This window comes from Streptomyces sp. NPDC029216 (assembly GCF_040648015.1).
Classification (GTDB): Bacteria; Actinomycetota; Actinomycetes; order Streptomycetales; family Streptomycetaceae; genus Streptomyces.
The window spans coordinates 1-22,708 of record NZ_JBEZWL010000057.1 but is presented as its reverse complement, the minus strand read 5'-3'; the positions used below and the strand labels follow the sequence as shown (position 1 = coordinate 22,708).

Here is a 22,708-nt window from a genome sequence, read left to right as displayed (position 1 = left end):
AGGAAATGAGGTGGGCGTGTCTGCTCAACAACCTTTGGGCAAAGGGTTGTTGACATTTGTTGAATGTGCGTGGGGATGCTCCGATGAGCACCCCCACGGGGTCACCGCTTCGGCGTTTCGTACGGGTTTCAGAGCCGGGGCGGGGTCATCGTGAACCGGGCGTTCACCTGGGCGTAGACGGTCTGCCGCTGGGGTTCCAGGTCGAGGGGCGGGGCGCCCGCGTCCTCGGCTCCGGCGAAGGTCATGGAGCGGTAGGCGCCGGCGGGGGCGGCCATGGCGAGGGGGGCGGCGTTCTCGGCGCCGAGGTCGGCGAGTTCGACGAGGGCGGCGAGGTCGGCGCCGAGGGCGTGGGCGTATTCGCGGGCGCGCTGGACGGCTTCGAGGACGGCTTGGCGGCGGGCTTCGCCGTGGGCGGGTGAGGTGGGGCGCAGGGCCCACCAGGGGCCGTCGACGCGGGTGAGTTCGAGGTCGGCGAGGCGGGTGGTGAGTTCGCCGAGGGCGGTGAAGTCGTTGAGTTCGGCGGTGATGTGGACGGTGCCGTGGTAGGCGCGGACGCGTTCGCCGCGGCCGTGGCGGGTGAGTTCGGGGGTGATGGAGAAGGCGCCGGTTTCGAGTTTCTCGACGGGGTCGCCGTAGCTCTTGACGAGGTCGAGGACGGTGTTGTTGCGGCGGGTGAGGTCGTCGAGGGCGGAGCGGCGGTCGGTGCCGCGGGCGCTGACAGTGATGCCGATGCGGGCGATTTCGGGGTCGACTTCGAGGCGGGCTTCGCCGCGGACGGCGACGCGGGGGACTTCGGGGGTGCCGTAGGGCTGGTGGTCGGTCCGGGTGGGGTGCGTGGCGTCCTGGGTCATGGTTTCACTGTCGCACCGTCGCCCGTGCGGGTCTGGTCATCGGATCGAAACCTGGGTGGGGTGTTGCGTCTTGTTACCCATCGGTCAGAATCTACGCGCGTTGTCCACGCGTTTTGACGCTGTACTGACACACGCCTGACTAGGGGAGATGGCATGGGGTTCGACCGTAGGACGTTCATGGGGGCTTCGGCCGCGACGGGTGCGGCCGTGGCGCTGGCGGGGGCTTCGGCCGCGCCGGCCGCTGCGGCGCCGGCTGCCGGTGCGCCGTCGGCGAAGCAGCGGACGTACTCGTTCACCGTGATGGGGACGACCGACCTGCACGGGAACGTCTTCAACTGGGACTACTTCACGGACAAGGAGTTCGACGACAAGGCGCACAACGACGTCGGCCTGGCGAAGATCTCGACGCTGGTGGAGCAGGTGCGGGCGGAGAAGGGGCGGTGCAACACCCTCCTGATCGACGCGGGTGACACCATCCAGGGCACGCAGCTGTCGTACTACTACGCGAAGGTGGACCCGATCACGGCGCGGCGGGGTCCGGTGCACCCGATGGCGCAGGCGATGAACGCGATCGGCTACGACGCGGCGGCGATCGGGAACCACGAGTTCAACTACGGCATTCCGGTGCTGCGCAAGTTCGAGGAGCAGTGCCACTTCCCGCTGCTGGGGGCGAACGCCCTGGACGCGAAGACGCTGAAGCCGGCGTTCGCCCCGTACAGCATGCACCGGCTGCGGACCCCGCACGGGCGGGACGTGAAGGTGGCGGTGCTGGGGCTGACGAACCCGGGGATCGCGATCTGGGACAAGGCGAACGTGCAGGGGAAGATGACCTTCCCGGGTCTGGAGGAACAGGCGGCGAAGTACGTGCCGCGGCTGCGGTCGATGGGTGCGGACGTGGTGATCGTGTCCGCGCACTCGGGGTCGAGCGGTATGTCCTCCTACGGTGACCAGCTGCCGTACATCGAGAACGCGGCGGGTCTGGTCGCGGAGCAGGTGCCGGGGATCGACGCGATCCTGGTGGGTCACGCGCACACGGAGATCCCGGAGTACCGGGTGAAGAACAAGGCGACCGGCAAGGACGTGGTGCTGTCGGAGCCGCTGAAGTGGGGGCAGCGGCTGACGCTGTTCGACTTCGAGCTGGCGTGGGAGCGGGGCCGCTGGTCGGTGGCGAAGGTGTCGGCGAAGGTGCTGAACTCGAACACGGCCGCCGAGGACCCGAAGATCGTGAACCTGCTGTCGGACGAGCACCGCAAGGTGGTGGCGTACGTCAACCAGGTGATCGGCACCTCGAAGGTGGCGATGTCCTCGGCGGACGGTCCGGTGAAGGACGTGCCGATCATCGACCTGATCAACCATGTGCAGGCGGAGACGGTCAAGGGTGCTCTGGCGGGTACGGAGTGGGCGGCGCTGCCGGTGCTGTCGCAGGCCTCGTGCTTCTCGCGGACGGCGTCGATCCCGGCCGGCCAGGTGACGATCAAGGACGCGGCGGGCCTGTACCCGTTCGAGAACACCCTGGAGGCGCGTCTGCTGACGGGTGCGCAGCTGAAGGACTACCTGGAGTACTCGGCGAGGTATTACGTGCAGACGGCGCCGGGTGACGTGGTGGACCCGGCGAAGATCACGAATGCGGAGGCGACTCCGGACTACAACTACGACGCGGTGTACGGGCTGTCGTACGACATCGACATCGCGCAGCCGAAGGGTTCGCGGATCTCGGGGCTGTCGTTCCAGGGGAAGCCGGTGGATCCGGCGGCGCGGTTCGTGCTGGCGGTGAACAACTACCGGGCTTCGGGTGGCGGCAACTTCCCGCACGTGCCGCAGGCGAAGCAGCTGTGGGCGAACTCGGAGGAGATCCGCAACACGATCATCCAGTGGGTGAAGGCGAAGGGGACGATCGACCCGGCGCAGTTCGCTTCGGTGGACTGGAAGCTGACGCGGGCCGGGGTGCCGGTGTTCTAGTACTGCGCGTCTGTCGTTCGGGGCCGGGTTCCGCCGTGTGGCGGGGCCCGGCCCCGGGTGCGTTCAGGGGTGGTCGACGAGCGGGAGGAGGTCGACAGCGGGGCGGGGGCGGGTGTGTTCGCGTTGTTCGAGGCCGAAGGTGGTGAAGGCGGTGCGGTCGGGCTGGGGGTAGGGGTCCTTGCCGGTGAGGGTGTTGAGGATGGCGGCGCTGCGCCAGGCGGCGAGGCCGAGGTCGGGGGCTCCGACGCCGTGGGTGTGGCGTTCGCCGTTCTGGACGAAGACGGTTCCGCTGACGGAGGGGTCGAGGACCATGCGGTAGCGGTCGTCGATGCGGGGGCGGCCGGAGGAGTCCTTGCGCATGTAGGGGTCGAGGCCGGCGAAGAGGCTGGTCAGGGGGCGTTCCTTGTAGCCGGTGGCGAGGACGACGGCGTCGGTGGTCAGGCGGGAGCGGGTGCCCTGCTGGGTGTGTTCGAGGTGGAGTTCGACCTTGGTGGTGGCGACGCGGCCGGCGGTGCGGACGGTGACGCCGGGGGTGAGGACGGTGTCGGGCCAGCCGCCGTGGAGGGTGCGGCGGTAGAGCTCTTCGTGGATGGCGGCGATGGTGGTGGCGTCGATGCCCTTGTGGAGCTGCCACTGGTCGGGGACGAGGCGGTCGCGGACGGGTTCGGGGAGGGAGTGGAAGTAGCGGGTGTAGTCGGGGGTGAAGTGTTCGAGGCCGAGCTTGGAGTACTCCATGGGGGCGAAGGAGGGGGTGCGGGCGAGCCAGGTGAGGCGTTCGCGGCCGGCGGGGCGGGCGCGCAGGAGGTCGAGGAAGACCTCGGCTCCGGACTGGCCTGATCCGATGACGGTGACGTGTTCGGCGCCGAGGATGCGGGCGCGGTTGTCGAGGTAGTCGGCGGAGTGGATGACGGGGACGGTGGGGGCGTCGGCGAGGGGGCGCAGGGGTTCGGGGACGTAGGGGGCGGTGCCGATGCCGAGGGCGAGGTTGCGGGTGTAGGTGCGGCCGAGGGCTTCGGCTTCTCCGTCGGCGTCGAGCTGGGTGTAGTCGACTTCGAAGAGGTCGCGTTCGGGGTTCCAGCGGACGGCGTCGACCTGGTGGCCGAAGTGGAGTCCGGGCAGGCGGCCGGCGACCCAGCGGCAGTAGGCGTCGTATTCGGCGCGCTGGATGTGGAACTGCTCGGCGAAGTAGAAGGGGAAGAGACGTTCCTTGTGCTTGAGGTAGTTGAGGAAGGTCCAGGGGCTGGCGGGGTCGGCGAGGGTGACGAGGTCGGCGAGGAAGGGGACTTGGAGGGTGGCTCCGTCGATGAGGAGTCCGGGGTGCCAGCGGAAGTCGCGGCGCTGGTCGTAGAAGGCGGTGGCGAGGCGGTCGGCGCCCTGGGCGGGGAGGCCGTGGCTGAGGGCGGCGAGGGAGAGGTTGAAGGGGCCGATGCCGATTCCGACGAGGTCGTGGGGTGCATCGTGCTGGGCGGTCATCGGTGGGTTCTGCCTTCCAGGTGGGCGATGAGGGTGTCCAGGTCCCGGGCCGTGGTGTGGGGGTTGAGGAGGGTGGCTTTGAGCCAGAGGCGGCCGTCGGCGGTGGCGCGGCCGAGGACGGCGGTGCCGTCGTGGAGGAGGGTGCGGCGCAGGGTGGCGAGCCGGTCGTCGTCCGTGGGGGTGGGTCGGAAGAGGACGGTGGTGATGGTGGGGTGTGCGTGGAGTTCGAACCCGGGGTGGGCGTCGAGGAGGTCGGCGAGGTGCCGGGCGGTGGCGCAGGTGCGGTCGATGAGGCGGGCGAGGCCGTCGCGGCCGAGTGAGCGCAGGGTGGCGGCGATCTTGACGGCGTCGGGGCGGCGGGTGGTGCGCAGGGAGCGGCCGAGGAGGTCGGGGAGGCCGGCTTCGGTGTCGTCGGTGGGGTTGAGGTAGTCGGCCTGGTGGGCGAGGGGGGCGAGCAGGCTGGTGTCGGGGACGGCGAGGAGGCCTGCGGCGACGGGTTGCCAGCCGAGTTTGTGCAGGTCGAGGGTGAGGGAGCGGGCGCGGTTGAGGCCGGTGAGCTTGGGGCGGTGGTGGGGGCTGAAGGTGAGGGTTCCGCCGTAGGCGGCGTCGATGTGGAGTTCGGCGCCGTGGTGGTCGCAGACGTCGGCGAGGGCGGGGAGGGGGTCGATGAGTCCGGCGTCGGTGGTGCCTGCGGTGGCGGTGACGAGGACGGGGCCGGGGGTGTGGGTGAGGGCGGCGTCGAGGGTGGCGGGGTCGAGGGTGCCGGTGGGGGTGGGGAGGGTGTGCGTGGGGGGCAGGCCGAGGAGCCAGGCGGCGCGGGGGATGGAGTGGTGGGCGTTGGCTCCGTGGATGACGGTGAGGCGGGGGCCGTGGCGTTCGCGGGCGAGGAGGAGGGCGAGCTGGTTGGCTTCGGTGCCGCCGGTGGTGAGGAGGGCGTCGGGGTGGGGGGTGTCGTAGAGCTCTGCGGCGAGGGCGGTGGTGAGGTGTTCCTCGATGGCGGAGGCGGCGGGGGCCTGGTCCCAGGAGTCGAGGCTGGGGTTGAGGGCGCTGACGGCGAGGTCGGCGGCCGCGGCGACGGCGAGCGGGGGGCAGTGGAGGTGGGCGGCGCAGAGGGGGTCGGCGGGGTCGGCGGCGCCCGCGCTGAGGGTGTGGACGAGGGTGGTGAGTGCTTCGTGGTCGCCGGTGCCGTGGGCGGGTAGGACGTCGCCGAGTGCGGCGCGGACGCGGGCGGCGGTGGTGTGGGGTCCGCCGGCGGGGAGGGGGCCGCCGCGTTCGGCGGCTCCGGTGCGCAGGGCGGTCAGGACGGTGTCGAGGAGGGGCCGCAGGGCGTCGGCGCCGGCCCGTCCGCCGGCGAGCGGGGGCGGGGGCAGCGGCGCGGTCATGGGGCCTCCGGGGCTGGACGGGGGTGGGGGTCCGCGCCTGGGGGCGGCTGCTCGGTGGCCGAGGCCGGGCGGGACACCCGGGCGGTACAACGATCGGACACGAATGGGGTAACCGCCGGGGGGCGACGGGGGTGATTTCCGGCAGTCCGGCCGGTACGGCTGCCGGGGCGGGGGTGCACGGCGGTGGGCCTGCGGGTGGGGTGGGGGTGGCTGGAAAGGGATGGGGAAGTCTTGGGGTTCGGGGCTCTGTGATGCAGGTCGTGGCGGGGCTACAGTGCGGTCGGCACGGGGCGCGCGTGCTCTGCGGGAGGGGACCCGATGGCTGGATCCGGAGTGTTGGCGAAGGTGGTCGGAGCCGTCGGCGGGAAGACGGCGGCGGTGGTCGCCGCGGGGGCCGTGGTGGTCGCGGGCGCGGCCGGCGCGGGCGTGTGGTGGACCTCGCAGGGGCCCGGGCCGGTGGTGGTGGTCCAGCGCAGTACGTCGGTGTCGGTTCCGGCGGGCGGGGAGCGGCTGACGGTCGCGGGGTGTCTGCCGCACGAGACGGCGCTGGGGGGCGGGTATGCGATCGCCGGGTCGGGTTTCGCGACGAACAGCCATTTCATCGGGGGTGCGTGGCTGGCGTCGGCGTTCAACCCGGGTGACGCCCCGTCGACGCTGACGTCTTCCGCGCTGTGTGTGAACGCGAAGCCGGAGATGCAGGGCGGCCTCGACTTCCAGTGGAACGCGTACGCGTTCCTGGACAAGTCGAACAAGCTCGCCGGTCCGGGCGGCATTCACGACGTGACGACCGAGGGCCCGTTCAAGGGGGTGACGACCACGACCGTGGCCACCCCGCACTGTTCCGGCGGATTCACGATGGTGGGCAGTGAGTTCAAGGCCGACCGGGTCCTGCCGGGGCGGCCGGTGGCGCCGGTTCCGCTGGACCGGCTGACGCCCCAGGCGGGTGTGCCCGGTCCGGGCGGCGCCGCCGGCGGTGGCAGTGATTTCGTGGTGAGGGTGAATCCGGGTACGGAGTTGAGTTCCCGTCCGTTCCCGCTGAAGGACTCCACGGACGTGCTGCGCATGACGCAGCTCGTGGCTCCCCAGCCGCCGCAGGCGAACTTCGCGGTCGGGGTGCGGCCGGTGTGCGTGCGGCTGAAGAGCGTGTCGGTGGTGACGGCCCGGGTGGCGGTCGCCGCGGGCGGCAGCGCGCAGGCGACGGTGGGCTGTCCGAAGAACCGGCTGCTGCTCGGGGGCGGTTTCAACTTCCCGGCGGCCAATGAGACCGGCGCGCTGGAGGCGCCGCAGCGGTACTTCGGGGACGGCTGGCTGTTCGCCGGGACGGACGGCCCGGCGGTGGCGGGTACGCCGTCGGGTGGCCGGGTGCGGGAGTGGCACGTCACGGGGGTGAACCAGCAGAAGGCGGGCGGGCTGTACCACGATTCGGCGTGGGTGGAGCACAGTGACGCCGAGACCTCGACGGGCAACGTCTACCTGGACGCCCAGGCGCACGGCGGGGACGACCAGATGCTGCGTCCCTCCTCGGTACCGGACGCCCAGCCGCTGATCGCGAGTGCGGTGTGCGCGACGATCGACGCGAAGGCGACCTCGCCGTCGAAGGGGCCCGCGCCGACGTCGGTGGGGCGGCCGGACGTCCCTTCGGTGCCGGGGGTGACGGATCCTTCCGTTCCGGCGTCGGGGTCCCCCTCCGCCTCTCCGTCCGCGTCTCCGTCGCCGTCGCCGTCCACGGGTCACAGTGCCCCGCCCTCGTCCGGCTCCCCGAACTCCCCCTCCCCCGGCCGCCCCACGAACGGCGGGAACCCGCAGCCGTCGACGAGCGCTCCTGGGCAGCCGCAGCCTCCGGCGGTGGCGATCCGGCAGCCGGGTGGCGGCGGGAAGCTGCGGCGCGGGTGTGAGGAGAGCTTCGCCGGCTCGGCGCGGACGCGGCCCGGTGACCGGGCCATCACCGATCCGCAGTACACGTCCTGGCAGGTGAAGGGGCCGAACGGGCCGGTGGCGGTGGGGGCGGGCCCGTCGGGCAGCTTCGTGGTTCCGCTGCTGCCCGACGGAACGTATCCGCTGGTGTTCACGGCGACCGATCCGGGCAGCGGCCTGACGGCCAGTGCCCAGGTGTCGGTGCAGATCGTCGGCTGTCTGCGCTAGGCGGTCGCGCCGCGGACCCGGAGGGTGCGGGCGAGGTCGTCGAGCTGGTCGACGAGGACGCGGCGCATCATCGGGGTGATCTCCGGGTCCTCCAGGGCGACGTGGCCGGCCTGGAGGTTGGTCTCGTCCACGTGGTGGACGGGGAAGGCCCAGCGGCCGGCCGCCTCGCCGATGGCGGGGCCGCGGCGGGCTCCGACGGCGATGGCGTCGGGGTAGTAGCGGGTGACGTAGTCCCGTACGAGTTCGGTCTGTTCGGGCTGCCAGAAACCCTGGGCGGTGGCGCTGAACAGGTAGTTGGACAGGCTGTCGTCGTGGAAGAGGCGCTGCCAGGCGGCGGCCTTGGCCTCGGCGGTGGGCAGGGCGGCGCGGCAGCGGGCGGCGCCCTGCTGGCCGGTGGCGCTGGGGTCGGCGGCGAGGGCGGCGTCGATGGCGGTCTCGTCGACGGCGCCGAGGACGGCGAGGCGGGCGAGGATGCGCCAGCGCAGCTCGGGGTCAAGTTCGGGGCCGCCGGCGACGGTGCCGTCGGCGAGCCAGGCGGCGATGGTGTCGGGCTGGGTGGCGCTGTCGATGAGGGCCCGTACGGCGGCCAGGCGCAGGCCGGGTTCGGCGCCGTCCTCGGTGCGGCGCAGGAGGTTGCGGGCGATGCCGGTGAGGGTGGCGAGGGCGGCGGTGCGTTCGGCGGGGGCGGTGTAGAGGTCGGCGACGTGGTGGCGGGCGAAGGCGAGGACGCCCTGGACGATGGCGAGGTCGCTCTCGTCGGGGAGGTGGGCCTCGGCGGTGAGGAGGTAGGCGGCGGGTTCGAGTTCGCCGTCGCGGACCATGTCGCGCAGGGAGCCCCAGACGACGGCGCGGGTGAGCGGGTCGGGGATGCGGGAGAGGTCGCGCAGGGCGGTTTCGAGGGAGGTTTCGTCGAGGCGGACCTTGGCGTAGCTGAGGTCGCCGTCGTTGAGGACGAGGAGGTCGGGGCGGGGGCCGCTCGCGGAGAGGACCTCGTCGGTGGGGACGTCGAGGTCGAGGAGTGCGGTGCGTTCCAGGAGGCCGTCGGTGGCGCGCACGTAGGTGCCGGCGGTGATGTGGTGGGGGCGGCTGCCGTGGCGGTCGACGGTGAGGGTCCAGCCGCCGGTGCTCTCCTGGATGCGGGGGGTGAGGGTGTCGATGCCGGTGGTGCGCAGCCAGATGTCGGCCCAGGCGTGGACGTCGCGGTCGGTGTGGGCGGCGAGGGAGTCCACGAAGTCGGCGAGGGTGGCGTTGGCGAACTTGTGGCGGGCGAAGTGGGTGTTGATGCCGGCGAGGAAGTCCTTCTCGCCGAGCCAGGCGACGAGCTGGCGCAGGGCGGAGGCGCCCTTGGCGTAGGAGATGCCGTCGAAGTTGAGGAGGGCGGAGGCGGTGTCGGGGACGTCGTCGGGGCCGGGGGCGACGGGGTGGGTGGAGGGGCGCTGGTCGGCGGCGTAGCCCCAGGGCTTGCGTTCCATGCCGAACTCGGTCCAGGTGCCGGTGAAGCGGGTGGCTTCGGTGAGGGTCTGGTAGCCCATGTACTCGGCGAAGGACTCGTTGAGCCAGATGTCGTCGAACCAGGCGAGGGTGACGAGGTCGCCGAACCACATGTGGGCCATCTCGTGGGCGATGACCATGGCGCGGCGCTGGCGTTCGGTGTCGGTGACGGCGGAGCGGAAGACGAACTCGTCGCGGAAGGTGACCAGGCCCGGGTTCTCCATGGCGCCGGCGTTGAACTCGGGGACGAAGGCCTGGTCGTAGGAGTCGAAGGGGTAGGGCTCGGTGAACTTCTCGTGGTAGCGGTCGTAGCAGGCGGTGGTGACGGAGAGGATCTCGTCGGCGTCGGCGTCGAGGTGGGGGGCGAGGGACTTGCGGCAGTGGATGCCGAAGGGGAGGCCCGCGTGTTCGGTGGTGACGCTGTGCCAGGGGCCGGCGGCGACGGCGGCGAGGTAGGTGGAGATGACGGGGGTGGGGGCGGAGGTCCAGATGCCGGCTCCGTCGCCCTCGCGGTCGCCGGTGCGGGTGGTGATGCCGTTGGCGAGGACGGTCCAGTGGGCGGGGGCGGTGACGGTGAACGTGAAGACGGCCTTCAGGTCGGGCTGGTCGAAGGCGGGGAAGACGCGCTGGACGTCGTCCATGAACATCTGGGTGTAGACGTACGTCTCGCCGTCGGCGGGGTCGGTGAAGCGGTGGAGGCCCTCGCCGGTGCGTGAGTAGCGCATGCGGGCGTCGATGCGCAGTTCGTGGGGGCCTTCGGCCAGGCCGGTGAGCGGGAGGCGGTTGCCGGTGAGGGCGGCGGGGTCGAGGGGGTGGCCGTCGAGCGTGGCGGAGCGCAGTTCCTCCGGCTTCAGTTCCACGAAGGTGTCCGCGGGGGTGCGGGCGCTGAAGCGGATGACGGTGGTGGAGTCGAAGGTCTCGTCGCCGGTGGTGAGGTCGAGGGTGACGGCGTAGTGGTGGACGTCGAGGAGCTGGGCTCGGAGCTGCGCTTCGTTGCGCGTCAGTGCGGACATGGGGCCCATGCTGCCGGATGGGGGGCCGCTGTCCTAGGGGTCCTCCGGCCGGTCGGGGCGGTCGGGGCGGGGTGGGGTTCCCGCCCCGGGGGCCGTCAGTCCTCGCCGGCGGCGATGGTCTCGTGGTGGCGGATGACCTCGGCGATGATGAAGTTGAGGAGCTTCTCGGCGAAGGCCGGGTCGAGCTTGGCGTTCTCGGCGAGCTGGCGCAGCCGGGCGATCTGGCTGGCCTCGCGGCCGGGGTCGGCGGGGGGCAGGTGGTGGCGGGCCTTGAGGTGGCCGACCTGCTGGGTGCATTTGAAGCGTTCGGCGAGCATGTGGACCACGGCCGCGTCGATGTTGTCGATGCTGTCGCGCAGGCGGGCCAGTTCGGCGGTGACGTTCTCGTCGATCGCGGCGGGGTCGGTGCCGCTGTCACGGTCGCTGGTGTTCATGGTCAACGAGCTTACGTGGCGGGTGCGCGTGTCATCCCTGGCATGTCGCTGGGTGAGACGGGCCAGAGGTCACAGGGGCAGGGTGGCGGTGACGAGCCAGCCGCCTTCGGGGGCGGGGCCTGCGGTGAGGCGGCCGCCGAGGGCTTCGGCGCGTTCGGTCATTCCGGCGAGGCCGTAGCCTCCGCCGCGGGCCTTCTCGGAGAGCCGGGCGGGGTGTCCGCCGTCGTCGGCGACGCGTACTTCGAGGCCTGCGGGGACGGTGCGCAGGCCGATGCGGACGGCGGTGGCGGTGGCGGCGTGTTTGCCGATGTTGGTGAGGGCTTCGAGGACGATGCGGTGGGCGGTGGCGGCGACGTCGCCGGGGATGCGGTCCTCCAGGCCCTGTTCGATGTAGAGGACGACGGGCGGGCCGGTGAAGCGGCGGGTGAGGTCGCGGATGTCGGCGAGGCGGGCGACTGGGGTGGTGGCGGGGGCCGTGGTGGTGCCGTCGTCCTCGCGCAGGACGCGGACGAGGCGGCGCATGGCGCCGAGGGCCTCGTCGCCGGCGGTTTCGATGCGGCCGAGGACCTCGGCGGCGCGTTCGGCGGTGACGCGGGTGAAGCGGGCGGCGCGGGCCTCGACGACGATGCCGGTGACGTGGTGGGCGACGAGGTCGTGGAGTTCGCGGGCGAGTTCGAGGCGTTCGGCGGTGCGTACGGCGTGCAGTTCGCGCAGCCGCTGGACGGACTGCAGGCGCAGCAGGAGCGAGTAGGCGGTGACGACGACGGCGAGGACGGAGAAGAGGAGGGTGAAGCGGCCGGGGTCGCTGTCGCGTACGGGTACGGCCATGCAGCCGAGGCCGAGGAGCGGGCCGAGGACGGCGGCGGTGCGGGCGCGGGCGTGCAGCAGGACCTGGGAGAGGAGGACGAGGAGGGCGATGGCCTCGCCGGCGCCCCAGACGACGGTGGGCCGGTGGCCGAGGACGAGCAGGAGGGTGACGGTCCAGGTGGTGGCGGCGGCGAACCAGGCGCGGGCGAGGAGGGGCAGGCCGGGCCAGGGGGCGGCGCTGAGGCAGACGAGGATGCCGGAGGCCCAGACGGTGGCGTGCGGGGGGCTGGGCTGGCGGGCCAGGACGATGCCTTCGAAGGTGACGAGGGCGAGGAGGAGGACGGGGAGCAGCAGCCGGATCCCGTCGGCGGCGCGGGGGTGGCGGCGGGCCCAGGAGGCGAGGGGGCTCACGGGGCTGGCCGGGGGTTCACGCGGCGCCGGCGGCGGTGCCGCTTTCCCAGGCCCACGCGGCGATCTCGACGCGGTTGCGGGCGGTGAGCTTGGCCTGGACGTTGGCCAGGTGGGTTTTGACGGTGGACAGGGAGACGTAGAGCTCGGCGGCGATCTCGGCGTTGGTCAGTCCGCGCGCGAGGCAGCGTACGACGTCCTGTTCGCGTTCGGTGAGGGGTTCGGAGGGGCGGCGGGCGGCCTGGGGGCCGGCCATGCGGGGGGCCATCTCGCGCAGGAGGCGCACGGTGATGGCGGGTGAGACGAGGGCGTCGCCGGCGGCCGCGGCGCGTACGGCTTCGACGAGCATGGCGGGGCTGGCGTCCTTGAGGAGGAAGCCGCAGGCGCCGCCGTGGAGGGCCGCGTGGACGTATTCGTCGAGGTCGAAGGTGGTGACGATGACGATGCGCGGGGTGTCCTGGCCGGAGAGGCGGCGGGTGACTTCGAGGCCGTCGAGGCGGGGCATGCGGATGTCGAGGAGGAGGACGTCGGGGCGGTGTTCGGCGACGGCGGTGAGGGCGGCCTGGCCGTCGGCGGCGTCGGCGACGACCTTCATGTCGGGCTGGCTTTCGAGGATCATCCGGAATCCGGTCCTGACCATGTCCTGGTCGTCCGCGATGACCACGGTGATCGTCATGCGCTGCCTGCCCCACTGTCGCCCGCTGCCGCCGGTGGACCTCCTCCGGCCGGTGCCGGGCGGGCGCCGGGACGGCGCCTGGAGGTGCCCTCCCATGGGACCCGGGGGTGCGGCGGGCCGCAACCGGACGGCGGGGGGCCTCGCCCTTCCGGCCGGTTCGGGTCCGGCCGGAAGGACGAGGTGCGTGGGTGGGACGGGGTGGGGCCGCGGCCCGGTGCTGCGGTGGGGTTACAGGCCGGCGGCGGCGTTGCGGATGTCGGCGGCGAAGGTGGAGACCTCGGTGTAGACGCCGGGGTATCCGGCGCGGGCGCAGCCCTCGCCCCAGCTGACGATGCCGACCTGGATCCAGGCGTTGGTGTCGTCGCGGCGGAACATGGGGCCGCCGGAGTCGCCCTGGCAGGTGTCGGTGCCGCCCTGGTCGTAGCCGGCGCAGATCTCGTCGGAGGGGACGAGGGAGCTGCCGTAGGCGGTCTGGCAGGCGGCGTCGGAGACGAAGGGGACGGTGGCCTTGAGGAGGTAGCGCTGCTGGCCGCCGCCTTCGCGGGTGGCGCCCCAGCCGGCGACGGTGAAGGTGCCGTTGTCGTAGGCCTTGGTGTCGGCGATCTTCAGGGTGGGGAGGTTGACGGGCTGGGCGAGCTTGATGAGGGCCCAGTCCTTGCCCTGGCCGTTGTAGCCGGGGGCCTGGAGCACCTTGGTGGACTTGACCTTGATCGCGCTGCTGCTCTTGAGGTCGACGACGCCGGCGGTGGCGGTGATGGAGGTGTTGTCGCCGGAGCCGTTCACGCAGTGGGCGGCGGTGAGGACGATCTGCTGGGTGTAGAGGGCGCCGCCGCAGCCCATGGAGAGGCGGACCATGAAGGGGAACTCGCCCTGGGCGGCGCGGGTTCCGCCGACGACGGGGGTCGGGGAGGCGCTGGCGCCGGCGGGCTGGAGGCTGACGGCGGCGAGGGCGACGGCTGCGACGGCGAGGCCGCGCTTGAGGGTTTTGGCGAGGGTGGGCACGGTCGACACACTGCCTTTCGTGGGGGGTTGGGCTGTGCGCGCCATCCGATGAATGACGAGTCCATGACACCTCTGCGTCCGGGGGCGCAACAAGAACGTGTTTTCGGACAATCTCCGCCACCCGGCGGTGCCGCCACGGAGATTCACCCGGCGGCCACGAAAAGTTTCCTACCGGCCAGTAGACACAGATGGGATTCTGGCCAACCCTGGGCACGTACATGTCAAGTCGTGACCGAGGAGCGCCCCCACATGCGCAGCACCCGCCGCACCCGCACGTCCCGTACCGCCGCCGCCGGCGTGGCCGCAGCGGCCGCCGTGATGACCCTGCTGCCGGCCGGCGCCGCCGTCGCGGCCCCGGCCGCCACTCCCGCGCCGGCTCCGGCCCCGGCGGCGGTCACGGCCTCCGCGCCGGGCGGCAACGCGGCGATCCTCGGGATCGACTACGCCACCTGGCAGCGCGACGTGGCCGCGGTCGTCGACGCCGCCCGCCCCGCCATCGAGCAGCGGATCGCGGCCTCCCCGGCCGGCGAGAAGCCCGCGATCGTCCTCGACATCGACAACTCCTCCCTGGAGACCGACTTCCACTGGTTCTGGACCTTCCCGACCCCGGCCATCGAGAAGGTCCGCGCGCTGACCCAGTACGCGAACCAGCGCGGGGTCGCGATCTTCTTCGTCACCGCCCGCCCCGGGATCGTGTACTCCCTGACCGAGCGGAACCTGAAGGCGGTCGGCTACCCGGTGACCGGGCTGTACGTGCGCGACCTGCCGGCCCTGTTCAGCCAGGTCAGCGCGTACAAGACGGCCAAGCGGGCCGAGATCGAGGCCCGCGGCTACACGATCATCGCCAACATCGGCAACAACGAGAGCGACCTGGCCGGGGGCCACGCCGAGCGCACCGTCAAGCTCCCGGACTACGGCGGCAAGCTCTCCTGACCCGGCGGCCGCCGATTCGTGCGCCGGAGGCGGTTCGAATCGGCGGTATAGCGGGTAGTCATATCCCATCGCACGAGTGCCGGGCCCGGCCCCTCGCCAGGGGGCCGGGCCCGGTGCCCGTTTTCCGGGCCGCTCGCTCCTCCCTGACCGCTACGCCTTCCTCGGCGCGGGGCAGGTCTGCCAGGCGAGGTGGTAGAGCGTGCTCACGCTGGCGTCGGTGGAGTCCATGGCCATGAAGCTGGTGGCCGTCTGCGGGTTCGAGGTGCCGGCGTTCACCCGCAGCTCGGTGTTGATGTTGAAGTTGCGCTTCTCCCCGCACGGGGACCAGACGAGGTCCGCGTACTCCGTCTTGTCACTGGTCTGCCAGTTGTCGTTGAGCGGGCCGTTGAACTGGTGCGTGCGCTGGGTCGTCTGCGGCATCCCCTGGAAGTAGTAGTTCGCCCTCTCCTGGCCCCAGGCTCCGGGCTGGAGGAACGCGAACCCGCGGTAGTCCGCCTGGACGATCGCGTAGGTGAACCCGCTCGGGACGTGGACGCGGAGGTTGAGCTGGCAGTTCTTGCGGAACGCCGTCGGCGGGGCGCCGGGGCCGACCTGGGCGAGGTAGTCGCTGTAGGTGACGGTGAAGGCCGTGTTGTCGGGTGCGACGGCCACTTCCGCGGTGCCCTCCCGGCAGCCGGAGCCGTTCACCGTGGCGAGCTCGATGACGATCTTGTCGGGCGGGACGGTGATCGGCGGCCGGCCGCCGCGGCCCGGGACGGCGGCTCCCGCCGGGGCGGAGGCGGCGATCAGGGCAGCGGCCGCACCGGCGGTGAGCAGGGTGCGGGACAGGGAATGAGACATCGTTGTCACTCCTGGTTCCTGACTCCTGGGTCCCGGCCTGGGGCCGGGGGGTGTGCTGCGGGCGCCCCGCATCAGGCCGCGGGGCACTCCTTCCACTCGAAGTGGTAGACCGTGCTGACGCTGCCGTCCGTCGAGTCCATGCTCATGAAGCTGAGGTTCTGCGGGCTGGACGTGCCGCCGTAGACCCGCAGTTCGGTGTTGACGTTGAGGTTGCGCTCCTCACCGCAGGGGGCCCAGACCAGGTCGGCGTAGTCGGTCTGGTCGCTCGCCTGCCAGTTGTCCGTGTAGGGGCCGTTGAACTGGTGGGTGCTGCGGGCCGTCTGGGCGTTGCCCTGGAAGTAGTAGTTCGCGCGCTGCTGACCGTAGGCGCCGCGCTGGAGGTGGGCGAAGCCGCGGTAGTCGGCGCGGGCGATGGCGTACGTGAACCCCTGGGGGACGCGGATCCGCAGGGCGAGCTGGCAGTTCTTGCGGAACTCCGTCCCGCCGGAGCCGGCGCCCGTCTGGGCGAGGTAGTTGCTGTAGGTGACGGTGAAGGCGGTGTTGTCGGAGGCCGCGGCGACGTCGGCGGTCCCCTGGGGGCAGCCGGAGCCGTTGACGCCGGCTACCTCGACGGTGACGCGGCCGGGCGGGGGGACCGCCGCCTGTGCGGGGGCGGCGAGGGCCGACAGCGCCGTGACGGCGGCGCCGATGGCCAGTCTGCGGAGGGGCATGGGTGGTCTCCCTTCACGTGGTGGAGTTGGGCATGCACATGCCACCACGGGGGTGGGGGGCGGGGAACGGCCCGATACGGCCAAGGGCTGCCTCCGGGGTGCGGGGGCGTCGCCGCTGGCCGGTTCCCACGACCCTCGGCCGGGGCCCGGCCCGCCCATCGGCCGGTCGCCCCCGGGTGGCGGCCCCGCCCCCCGGCACGATGTCCGGAACCGCCCCGCGTGCCCGGGGGGCCGCTGCGCGGAGCCGTCTCCCCGCCCCGCCCCTTCACCGTTTCTCCCCCAGCTACCGCTGGGGGAGGAAGGGCGGGTAGGGGACCAGCCCCGCGCAGCGGCGACCCCGGCAGCCCCGGCGGAGCCACCGGCTACCGGGACCCGTACGCCGGCAGCGGTGGCTCCGCTGCGGCGAGGAGTTTCTGCGCGGCCTCCCCCGCCTCCGCCGGGGTCCAGCGGGCGCCCCGGTCGGCGGTGGGGCCGGGGCGCCAGCCCTCCATGACCGTGACGCGCCCGCCCTCCGCCTCGAAGACCCGGCCGGTGACCCCGGCGGCGGCGTCCGAGCCCAGCCACACCACCAGCGGGGACACGTTCTCCGGCGCCATCGCGTCGAAGGCCCCCTCGGCCGGGGCGGCCATCGTCGCGGCGAAGGTCTCCTCCGTCATCCGGGTCCGCGCGGCCGGGGCGATCGCGTTGACCTGGACCCCGTACCGTCCCATCTCGGCCGCCGCGACCAGCGTCAGGCCGAGGATCCCCGCCTTGGCCGCGCTGTAGTTCCCCTGCCCGACGGAACCCAGCAGCCCCGCCCCCGAAGAGGTGTTGACGACCCGGGCCGCCACCGGCCGCCCCGCCTTCGCCTCGGCCCGCCACCACGCGGCCGCCTCCCGCAGCGGCAGGAAGTGGCCCTTGAGGTGGACCCGCATCACCGCGTCCCAGTCGTCCTCCCCCAGGTTGACGAGCATCCGGTCCCGCAGGAACCCGGCGTTGTTGACCAGGGTGTCCAGCCGCCCGAAGGCGTCCAGGGCGCACTCCACCAGCGAGGCCGCCCCCTCCCCCGTCGCGATGTCCCCGCCGTGGGCCACCGCCTCCCCGCCGAGCGCCCGGATCTCCTCCGCCACCCGCGCGGCCGGGCTCCCGGGGCCCGGCAGCCCGTCGAGTCCGACCCCGAGGTCGTTGACGACGACCCGCGCGCCCTCCGCCGCGAAGGCCAGCGCGTGGGCGCGGCCCAGCCCCCGGCCGGCGCCCGTCACGACGACCACTCGTCCGTCCGCGATGCCCATGTCAGTTCTCCTCCGTCTTCGCCGTCGAGTCCGTCCGGTTGGCCGTCGCCGCCGCCAGGAACGCCGGGCGTTCCCCGCCCCCGTGCACCAGCAGGCTCGCCCCGCTCACGTACGCGGCCCGGTCCGAGGCCAGGAACACGGCCGCCTCGCCCACGTCCGCGGGCTCGGCCAGCCGGCCCAGCGGCACGGTCGCGCCGACCGCCGCGACTCCCGCCTCGTCGCCGTAGTGCAGGTGGGCCAGTTCGGTGCGGACCATGCCGAGCACCAGCGAGTTGACCCGCACCTCGGGGGCCCACTCCACGGCCATGGAGCGGGCCAGGTTCTCCAGGCCCGCCTTCGCCGCCCCGTACGCCGCCGTGCCCGGCGAAGGGCGGGTCCCGCTGACGCTGCCGATCATCACGACCGAGCCGCGGCTCTCCCGCAGCCACGGGTACGCGGCGAGCGAGGCGGTCATCGGCGCCACCAGGTTGAGGGCGACGACCCGCGCGTGCCGTTCGGGCCCGCCCTCCCCCAGCAGCCGGTACGGGGTCCCGCCGGCGTTGTTCACCAGGCAGTCGAGCCGCCCGTGGCGCCGGGCGACCGCGCCGAGGAACTCCTGGACGGCGTCCGGATCGCGCAGGTCCACGGACGTGAAGGCGGCCTCCCGTCCGTCCTGCGCCACCGGGCCGTCCGGCGGGCGGCGGGCGCAGACGGCGACCTCCGCCCCGGCCGCGAGGAACGACCGGGCGATCCCGGCGCCCACGCCCCGGGTTCCGCCGGTGACGACCACGACCCTCCCCTTGAGCTCCATCGGCTGCTACCTTCCTCACCTAACAAATGTTTGGTGGAAAGGTAGCTGATCCGCTCATGGGTGTCTCCACCTCCAGCCCGGACATGGGCATCGCACTCGTCACAGTGGACTTCCCGCCCGTCAACGCCCTTCCTGTGCACGGCTGGTACGAGCTCGCCGACGCGCTGCGCGCCGCCGGCCGCGACCCCGAGGTCCGCTGCGTGGTCCTGGCGGCCGCGGGCCGGGGCTTCAACGCCGGGGTCGACATCAAGGAGATGCAGCGCGACAGCGGCCACGGCGCCCTCATCGGCGCCAACCGCGGCTGCTACGAGGCCTTCGCCGCCGTGTACGAGTGCGAGGTGCCGGTGGTCGCGGCGGTGCACGGCTTCTGCCTGGGCGGCGGCATCGGCCTGGCCGGCAACGCGGACGCGATCGTCGCCTCCGACGACGCCGTGTTCGGCCTGCCCGAACTGGACCGGGGGGCCCTCGGCGCCGCCACCCACCTGGCCCGACTCGTCCCGCAGCACCTGATGCGCGCCCTCTACTACACCTCGCGCACCGCCACCGCCGCCGAACTGCACGCCCACGGCTCGGTCTGGAAGGTGGTCCCCCGCACGGAGCTGTCCGCCGCCGCCCTGGAGCTGGCGGCCGAGATCGCGAAGAAGGACGGCACCCTCATCCGGCTGGCCAAGGCCGCCATCAACGGCATCGACCCCGTCGACGTGCGCCGCAGCTACCGCTTCGAGCAGGGGTTCACCTTCGAGGCCAACCTCAGCGGGGTCGCCGACCGGGTCCGCGACACCTTCGGGAAGGCACAGGAGGAGAGCGCATGACGGACAAGACCATGACCCCCGACGAGGTCGTCGGACGGCTGCGCAGCGGAATGACCCTCGGCATCGGCGGCTGGGGCTCGCGGCGCAAGCCGATGGCCCTGGTGCGAGCGCTGCTCCGCTCCGAGATCACCGATCTGACCGTGATTTCGTACGGCGGCCCCGACGTCGGGCTGCTGGCCGCCGCCGGACGCATCCGCCGGCTGATCGCCCCCTTCGCCACCCTGGACTCCATCCCGCTGGAGCCGCACTTCCGGGCCGCCCGCGAGAGCGGCGCGTTCGCCCTCACCGAGTACGACGAGGCCATGTTCATGTGGGGCCTGCACGCCGCCGCGAACCGCCTCCCCTTCCTGCCCGTCCGCGCCGGCCTCGGCTCCGACGTCATGCGGGTCAACCCCGAGCTGCGCACCGTCACCTCCCCCTACGCCGACGGCGAGGAGTTCGTCGCCGTCCCCGCCCTGCGCATGGACGCGGCCCTGGTCCACCTCAACCGCGCCGACCGCCTCGGCAACGGCCGGTACCTGGGCCCCGACCCGTACTTCGACGACCTGTTCTGCGAGGCCGCCGACACCGCGTACGTCTCCTGCGAGCAGTTGGTGGAGAGCGCCGAGCTCGCCAAGTCCGGCCCCCCGCAGTCCCTCCTCGTCAGCCGGCACTCCGTCACCGGCGTCGTGGAGACCCCGAACGGGGCGCACTTCACCTCCTGCGTCCCCGACTACGACCGCGACGAGGCCTTCCAGAAGCTGTACGCGACCACCCCATGGCCCGAGTTCGCCGCCCGGTTCCTCTCCGGGGCGGGCGAGCACGACTACCAGAACGCCGTCCGCACCTGGCAGGAGGAACAGCGATGACCAGTCGCGCGGAGTACTGCGTGATCGCCTGCGCCGAGGCCTGGCGCGGCGACGGGGAGGTGCTCGCCAGCCCGATGGGCCTGATCCCCTCCTTCGGTGCGCGCCTGGCCAAGCGCACCTTCTCCCCCGACCTGCTGCTGACCGACGGCGAGGCCATGCTGGTCGGCCTCGACGGGACGGTGGAGGGCTGGCTCCCCTACCGCCGCCACCTGACGATGGTCACCGGCGGGCGGCGGCACGTGATGATGGGCGCGAGCCAGATCGACCGGTACGGCAACCAGAACATCTCCTGCATCGGCGACTGGGAGCGCCCGGCGCGCCAGCTGCTGGGGGTGCGCGGCGCGCCCGTCAACACCCTCAACAACCCGGTGAGCTACTGGGTGCCCAGGCACTCCCCGAGGGTGTTCGTCGAGCGCGTCGACATGGTCAGCGGGGTCGGGTACGACCGGGCGCGGGCGGCGGGGCCCTCGGCCACCCGCTTCCACCGGCTGCCGCGCGTGGTCAGCGACCTCGGGGTCTTCGACTTCGGCGGCCCGGACCGCTCGATGCGGCTGGCCTCCCTGCACCCGGGGGTCGGCGTCGAACAGGTCCGGGCGGCCACCGGGTTCGAGCTGGCGGTCGGCGAGGAGGTCCCGTACACGCGCGAACCCACCGCCGAGGAGCTGCGGCTGATCCGCGAGGTGATCGACCCGAAGGGCCTGCGCGACCGGGAAGTACGGGGCTGACATGGCGGCAGGCGAGCTGGAGACGGCGTTCACCCGGCTGGTCGGGGTCCGGTACCCGATCGTGCAGACGGGCATGGGCTGGGTGGCCGGCCCGCGCCTGGTGTCGGCGGCGGCGGAGGCCGGGGCGCTGGGCATCCTGGCGTCGGCGACGATGACGACGGAGCAGCTGCGCGCGGCGGTCCAGGAGGTCAGGTCCCGTACGGACGCGCCCTTCGGGGTCAACCTGCGGGCGGACGCCGGGGACGCGGGCGAACGCGTCCGGCTGATCATCGACGAGGGCGTGCGGGTGGCCTCCTTCGCGCTGGCCCCGTCCCGGGAGCTGATCGCCCGGCTCAAGGACGCCGGGGTGGTGGTGATCCCCTCGGTGGGGGCGCGCCGGCACGCCGAGAAGGTCGCGGCGTGGGGCGCCGACGCGGTGATCGTGCAGGGCGGGGAGGGCGGCGGGCACACCGGGGAGGTGGCCACGTCGGTACTGCTGCCGCAGGTGGTCGACGCCGTCGACGTCCCGGTGGTCGCGGCGGGCGGCTTCCACGACGGGCGCGGCCTGGTGGCGGCGCTGGCGTACGGGGCCGCGGGGATCGCCATGGGCACGCGGTTCCTGCTGACCTCCGACTCGACCGTCCCGGACGCCGTCAAGGCCGAGTACCTGAAGGCCGGCGTCAAGGACGTCACCGTCACCACGGCCGTGGACGGGCTGCCGCACCGGATGCTGCGCACCGAGCTGGTGGCCTCCCTGGAGCGGGCGGGCCGTGCGCGGGCGCTGGCCCGGGCGGTGCGGCACGCGGCCGGGTTCCGGAAGGTGTCCGGGCTGTCGTGGTCCCGGATGGTGCGCGACGGCCTGGCGATGAAGCACGGCAAGGACCTGTCCTGGAGCCAGGTCCTGCTCGCCGCGAACACCCCGATGCTCCTGAAGGCGTCCATGGTCGAGGGCCGTACGGACCTCGGTGTCATGGCATCGGGCCAGGTCGCGGGGGTGATCGAGGATCTGCCGTCGTGTGCGGAGCTCGTCGCCCGCGTCATGGCCGAGGCGCACACCGTGCTGGACCGGCTGCACGCGACTGGTCCGCACCCGCTCGGCACCCTGCCACCACCAGGGTGATCCCCTTCTCCTTCACAGGAGTCGCCCGTATGAGACGTGTCCGAATCCGCCTGGCGACCGCGGCGACCGCCGCCGCGCTCGCCCTCGGGACCCTGCCCGCCGCCGCGTACGCGTCGGCGGCACCCGCGACGGCGGCCCGTACCCGGCACCTGCAGATCGCCCAGTCCCAGGCCATCCGGCAGATCCCCCTCCAGGGAGCCGTCAACTTCCGGGACGTCGGCGGGTACGCCACGTACACCGGCGGCCTGGTCCGCCAGGGGCTGGTCTACCGCTCCGATGCTCTCAGCAGGCTGACCGCGGCGGACATCACCACCGTCGCCGGTCTCGGCCTCACGAAGGCCGTCGACTTCCGCATCCCGATGGAGGTCCAGTACGACGGCGCCGACCGGCTGCCGCCGGGGCTCGCCGCCACCTCCCGTCCGGTCAGCGACCTGGGGCTGTACGCCACCCTCGTCGGGGCGATATCCAGCGGCGACCCCGTGAAGCAGGAGGAGATGCTCGGCGGCGGGCGGGCCGAGGCCTACATGCGGGACGTGTACCGCACGTTCGTGACGAGCCCCGGGAACCGGGCGCAGTTCGCGGCGACGCTGCGGGAGATCGCGGCCGGCGACCAGGGTCCGCTGCTCTACCACTGCACTTCGGGGAAGGACCGGACGGGGTGGATGAGTTACGTGCTGCTGCGGGCGCTGGCCGTGCCGCGGGAGACCGCCGAGAGCGACTACCTCGCCTCGAACACCTTCCGCGCGGCGTACGACGCCCAGGTGCGCGCGGGCCTCAAGCAGTCGGGCCGGATGCAGAACCCGGACCTGCTGATCCCGCTCCAGGAGGTGCGGCAGGACTACCTGGATGCGGCGACCGCCCGGATGGAGGCCGACTACGGCAGCTTCTACGGGTATCTGACGGACGGTCTGGGGCTGGACCTGCGGACGCTGGCGCAGCTCCAGAACAAGCTGGTCCGCTAACCGCCGGGACACGCGACGACGCCGGGCGGCACTGCGCCCGGCGTCGTCGGCGTGATGTCCCTCGGGGGTACGGGGCTCAG

Annotated in this window: 20 protein-coding genes; 8 read left to right on the top strand and 12 right to left on the bottom strand. The window is 72.8% G+C overall.

Annotated elements, in window-relative coordinates; genetic code table 11:
- Nucleotides 1–128: 128 nt before the first annotated feature.
- Complete coding sequence (locus AB0F18_RS21085) at nucleotides 129–851, bottom strand: SIMPL domain-containing protein (RefSeq protein ID WP_362062865.1); 723 nt, start codon at nucleotides 849–851, stop codon at nucleotides 129–131.
- A gap of 153 nt (nucleotides 852–1,004) precedes the next feature.
- On the opposite strand from AB0F18_RS21085, the gene AB0F18_RS21080 reads away from it, so the two are divergent.
- A complete protein-coding gene (locus tag AB0F18_RS21080) occupies nucleotides 1,005–2,810 on the top strand; it encodes a 5'-nucleotidase C-terminal domain-containing protein (protein ID WP_362062863.1) in 1,806 nt (601 codons plus the stop codon).
- A gap of 63 nt (nucleotides 2,811–2,873) precedes the next feature.
- On the opposite strand, the gene AB0F18_RS21075 is transcribed toward AB0F18_RS21080, so the two are convergent.
- Both AB0F18_RS21075 and AB0F18_RS21070 read right to left on the bottom strand, forming a co-directional pair.
- On the bottom strand, nucleotides 2,874–4,283 hold the full coding sequence (locus AB0F18_RS21075; protein ID WP_362062861.1) for a SidA/IucD/PvdA family monooxygenase: 1,410 nt from the start codon (nucleotides 4,281–4,283) through the stop codon (nucleotides 2,874–2,876).
- A complete protein-coding gene (locus AB0F18_RS21070) occupies nucleotides 4,280–5,653 on the bottom strand; it encodes an aminotransferase class V-fold PLP-dependent enzyme (RefSeq protein WP_362062903.1) in 1,374 nt (457 codons plus the stop codon). The genes AB0F18_RS21075 and AB0F18_RS21070 overlap by 4 nt, the downstream gene beginning before the upstream one ends.
- A gap of 330 nt (nucleotides 5,654–5,983) precedes the next feature.
- Between AB0F18_RS21070 and AB0F18_RS21065 the strand changes: the two genes are divergently transcribed.
- Complete coding sequence (locus AB0F18_RS21065; RefSeq protein ID WP_362062859.1) at nucleotides 5,984–7,807, top strand: hypothetical protein; 1,824 nt, start codon at nucleotides 5,984–5,986, stop codon at nucleotides 7,805–7,807.
- Here the strand turns inward: AB0F18_RS21065 and pepN are convergent.
- The 5 genes from pepN to AB0F18_RS21040 all read right to left on the bottom strand — a co-directional run bounded on the left by pepN (nucleotide 7,804) and on the right by AB0F18_RS21040 (nucleotide 13,683).
- Nucleotides 7,804–10,311, bottom strand: a complete 2,508-nt coding sequence (gene pepN, locus AB0F18_RS21060; protein ID WP_362062858.1) for an aminopeptidase N — start codon at nucleotides 10,309–10,311, stop codon at nucleotides 7,804–7,806. The two genes, AB0F18_RS21065 and pepN, sit on opposite strands and share 4 nt — an antisense overlap.
- 95 nt (nucleotides 10,312–10,406) lie before the next feature.
- A complete protein-coding gene (locus tag AB0F18_RS21055) occupies nucleotides 10,407–10,745 on the bottom strand; it encodes a chorismate mutase (protein WP_362062856.1) in 339 nt (112 codons plus the stop codon).
- Between the two features lie 69 nt (nucleotides 10,746–10,814).
- Nucleotides 10,815–11,963, bottom strand: coding sequence for a histidine kinase (locus AB0F18_RS21050; protein ID WP_362062854.1), 1,149 nt, complete (start codon nucleotides 11,961–11,963; stop codon nucleotides 10,815–10,817).
- A 16-nt stretch (nucleotides 11,964–11,979) separates the two neighbouring features.
- A complete protein-coding gene (locus tag AB0F18_RS21045; protein WP_362062852.1) occupies nucleotides 11,980–12,636 on the bottom strand; it encodes a response regulator transcription factor in 657 nt (218 codons plus the stop codon).
- A 228-nt stretch (nucleotides 12,637–12,864) separates the two neighbouring features.
- Nucleotides 12,865–13,683, bottom strand: coding sequence for a serine protease (locus AB0F18_RS21040; RefSeq protein WP_362062850.1), 819 nt, complete (start codon nucleotides 13,681–13,683; stop codon nucleotides 12,865–12,867).
- A 204-nt stretch (nucleotides 13,684–13,887) separates the two neighbouring features.
- Between AB0F18_RS21040 and AB0F18_RS21035 the strand changes: the two genes are divergently transcribed.
- Complete coding sequence (locus AB0F18_RS21035; protein WP_362062848.1) at nucleotides 13,888–14,571, top strand: HAD family acid phosphatase; 684 nt, start codon at nucleotides 13,888–13,890, stop codon at nucleotides 14,569–14,571.
- 150 nt (nucleotides 14,572–14,721) lie between these two features.
- Here the strand turns inward: AB0F18_RS21035 and AB0F18_RS21030 are convergent, their stop codons facing one another.
- From AB0F18_RS21030 to AB0F18_RS21015, 4 genes are all read right to left on the bottom strand, one after another.
- Nucleotides 14,722–15,411 carry a DUF4360 domain-containing protein gene (locus AB0F18_RS21030; RefSeq protein WP_362062846.1) on the bottom strand — a complete coding sequence of 230 codons (690 nt, stop codon included), beginning with the start codon at nucleotides 15,409–15,411 and terminating at the stop codon, nucleotides 14,722–14,724.
- Between the two features lie 71 nt (nucleotides 15,412–15,482).
- The gene (locus AB0F18_RS21025; protein ID WP_362062844.1) at nucleotides 15,483–16,121 is read right to left on the bottom strand and encodes a DUF4360 domain-containing protein; all 639 of its coding nucleotides are present in this window, start codon (nucleotides 16,119–16,121) and stop codon (nucleotides 15,483–15,485) included.
- 362 nt (nucleotides 16,122–16,483) lie between these two features.
- Complete coding sequence (locus AB0F18_RS21020) at nucleotides 16,484–17,392, bottom strand: SDR family oxidoreductase (protein WP_362062842.1); 909 nt, start codon at nucleotides 17,390–17,392, stop codon at nucleotides 16,484–16,486.
- Nucleotide 17,393: 1 nt separating this feature from the next.
- A complete protein-coding gene (locus tag AB0F18_RS21015; protein ID WP_362062840.1) occupies nucleotides 17,394–18,182 on the bottom strand; it encodes an SDR family oxidoreductase in 789 nt (262 codons plus the stop codon).
- 56 nt (nucleotides 18,183–18,238) lie between these two features.
- On the opposite strand from AB0F18_RS21015, the gene AB0F18_RS21010 reads away from it, so the two are divergent.
- The 5 genes from AB0F18_RS21010 to AB0F18_RS20990 are packed head-to-tail and all read left to right on the top strand — an operon-like array spanning nucleotide 18,239 to nucleotide 22,628.
- Entirely contained in the window at nucleotides 18,239–18,994 is a 756-nt protein-coding gene (locus tag AB0F18_RS21010) for an enoyl-CoA hydratase family protein (protein WP_362062838.1), read from the top strand.
- Complete coding sequence (locus AB0F18_RS21005) at nucleotides 18,991–19,842, top strand: CoA-transferase (RefSeq protein ID WP_362062836.1); 852 nt, start codon at nucleotides 18,991–18,993, stop codon at nucleotides 19,840–19,842. Before AB0F18_RS21010 ends, AB0F18_RS21005 begins: the two co-directional genes overlap by 4 nt.
- Nucleotides 19,839–20,567 carry a CoA-transferase gene (locus tag AB0F18_RS21000; RefSeq protein WP_362062834.1) on the top strand — a complete coding sequence of 243 codons (729 nt, stop codon included), beginning with the start codon at nucleotides 19,839–19,841 and terminating at the stop codon, nucleotides 20,565–20,567. The genes AB0F18_RS21005 and AB0F18_RS21000 overlap by 4 nt, the downstream gene beginning before the upstream one ends.
- Before the next feature lie 16 nt (nucleotides 20,568–20,583).
- On the top strand, nucleotides 20,584–21,666 hold the full coding sequence (locus AB0F18_RS20995) for a nitronate monooxygenase (protein ID WP_362062901.1): 1,083 nt from the start codon (nucleotides 20,584–20,586) through the stop codon (nucleotides 21,664–21,666).
- A 29-nt stretch (nucleotides 21,667–21,695) separates the two neighbouring features.
- Nucleotides 21,696–22,628, top strand: a complete 933-nt coding sequence (locus AB0F18_RS20990; RefSeq protein WP_362062832.1) for a tyrosine-protein phosphatase — start codon at nucleotides 21,696–21,698, stop codon at nucleotides 22,626–22,628.
- Nucleotides 22,629–22,708 lie beyond the last annotated feature (80 nt).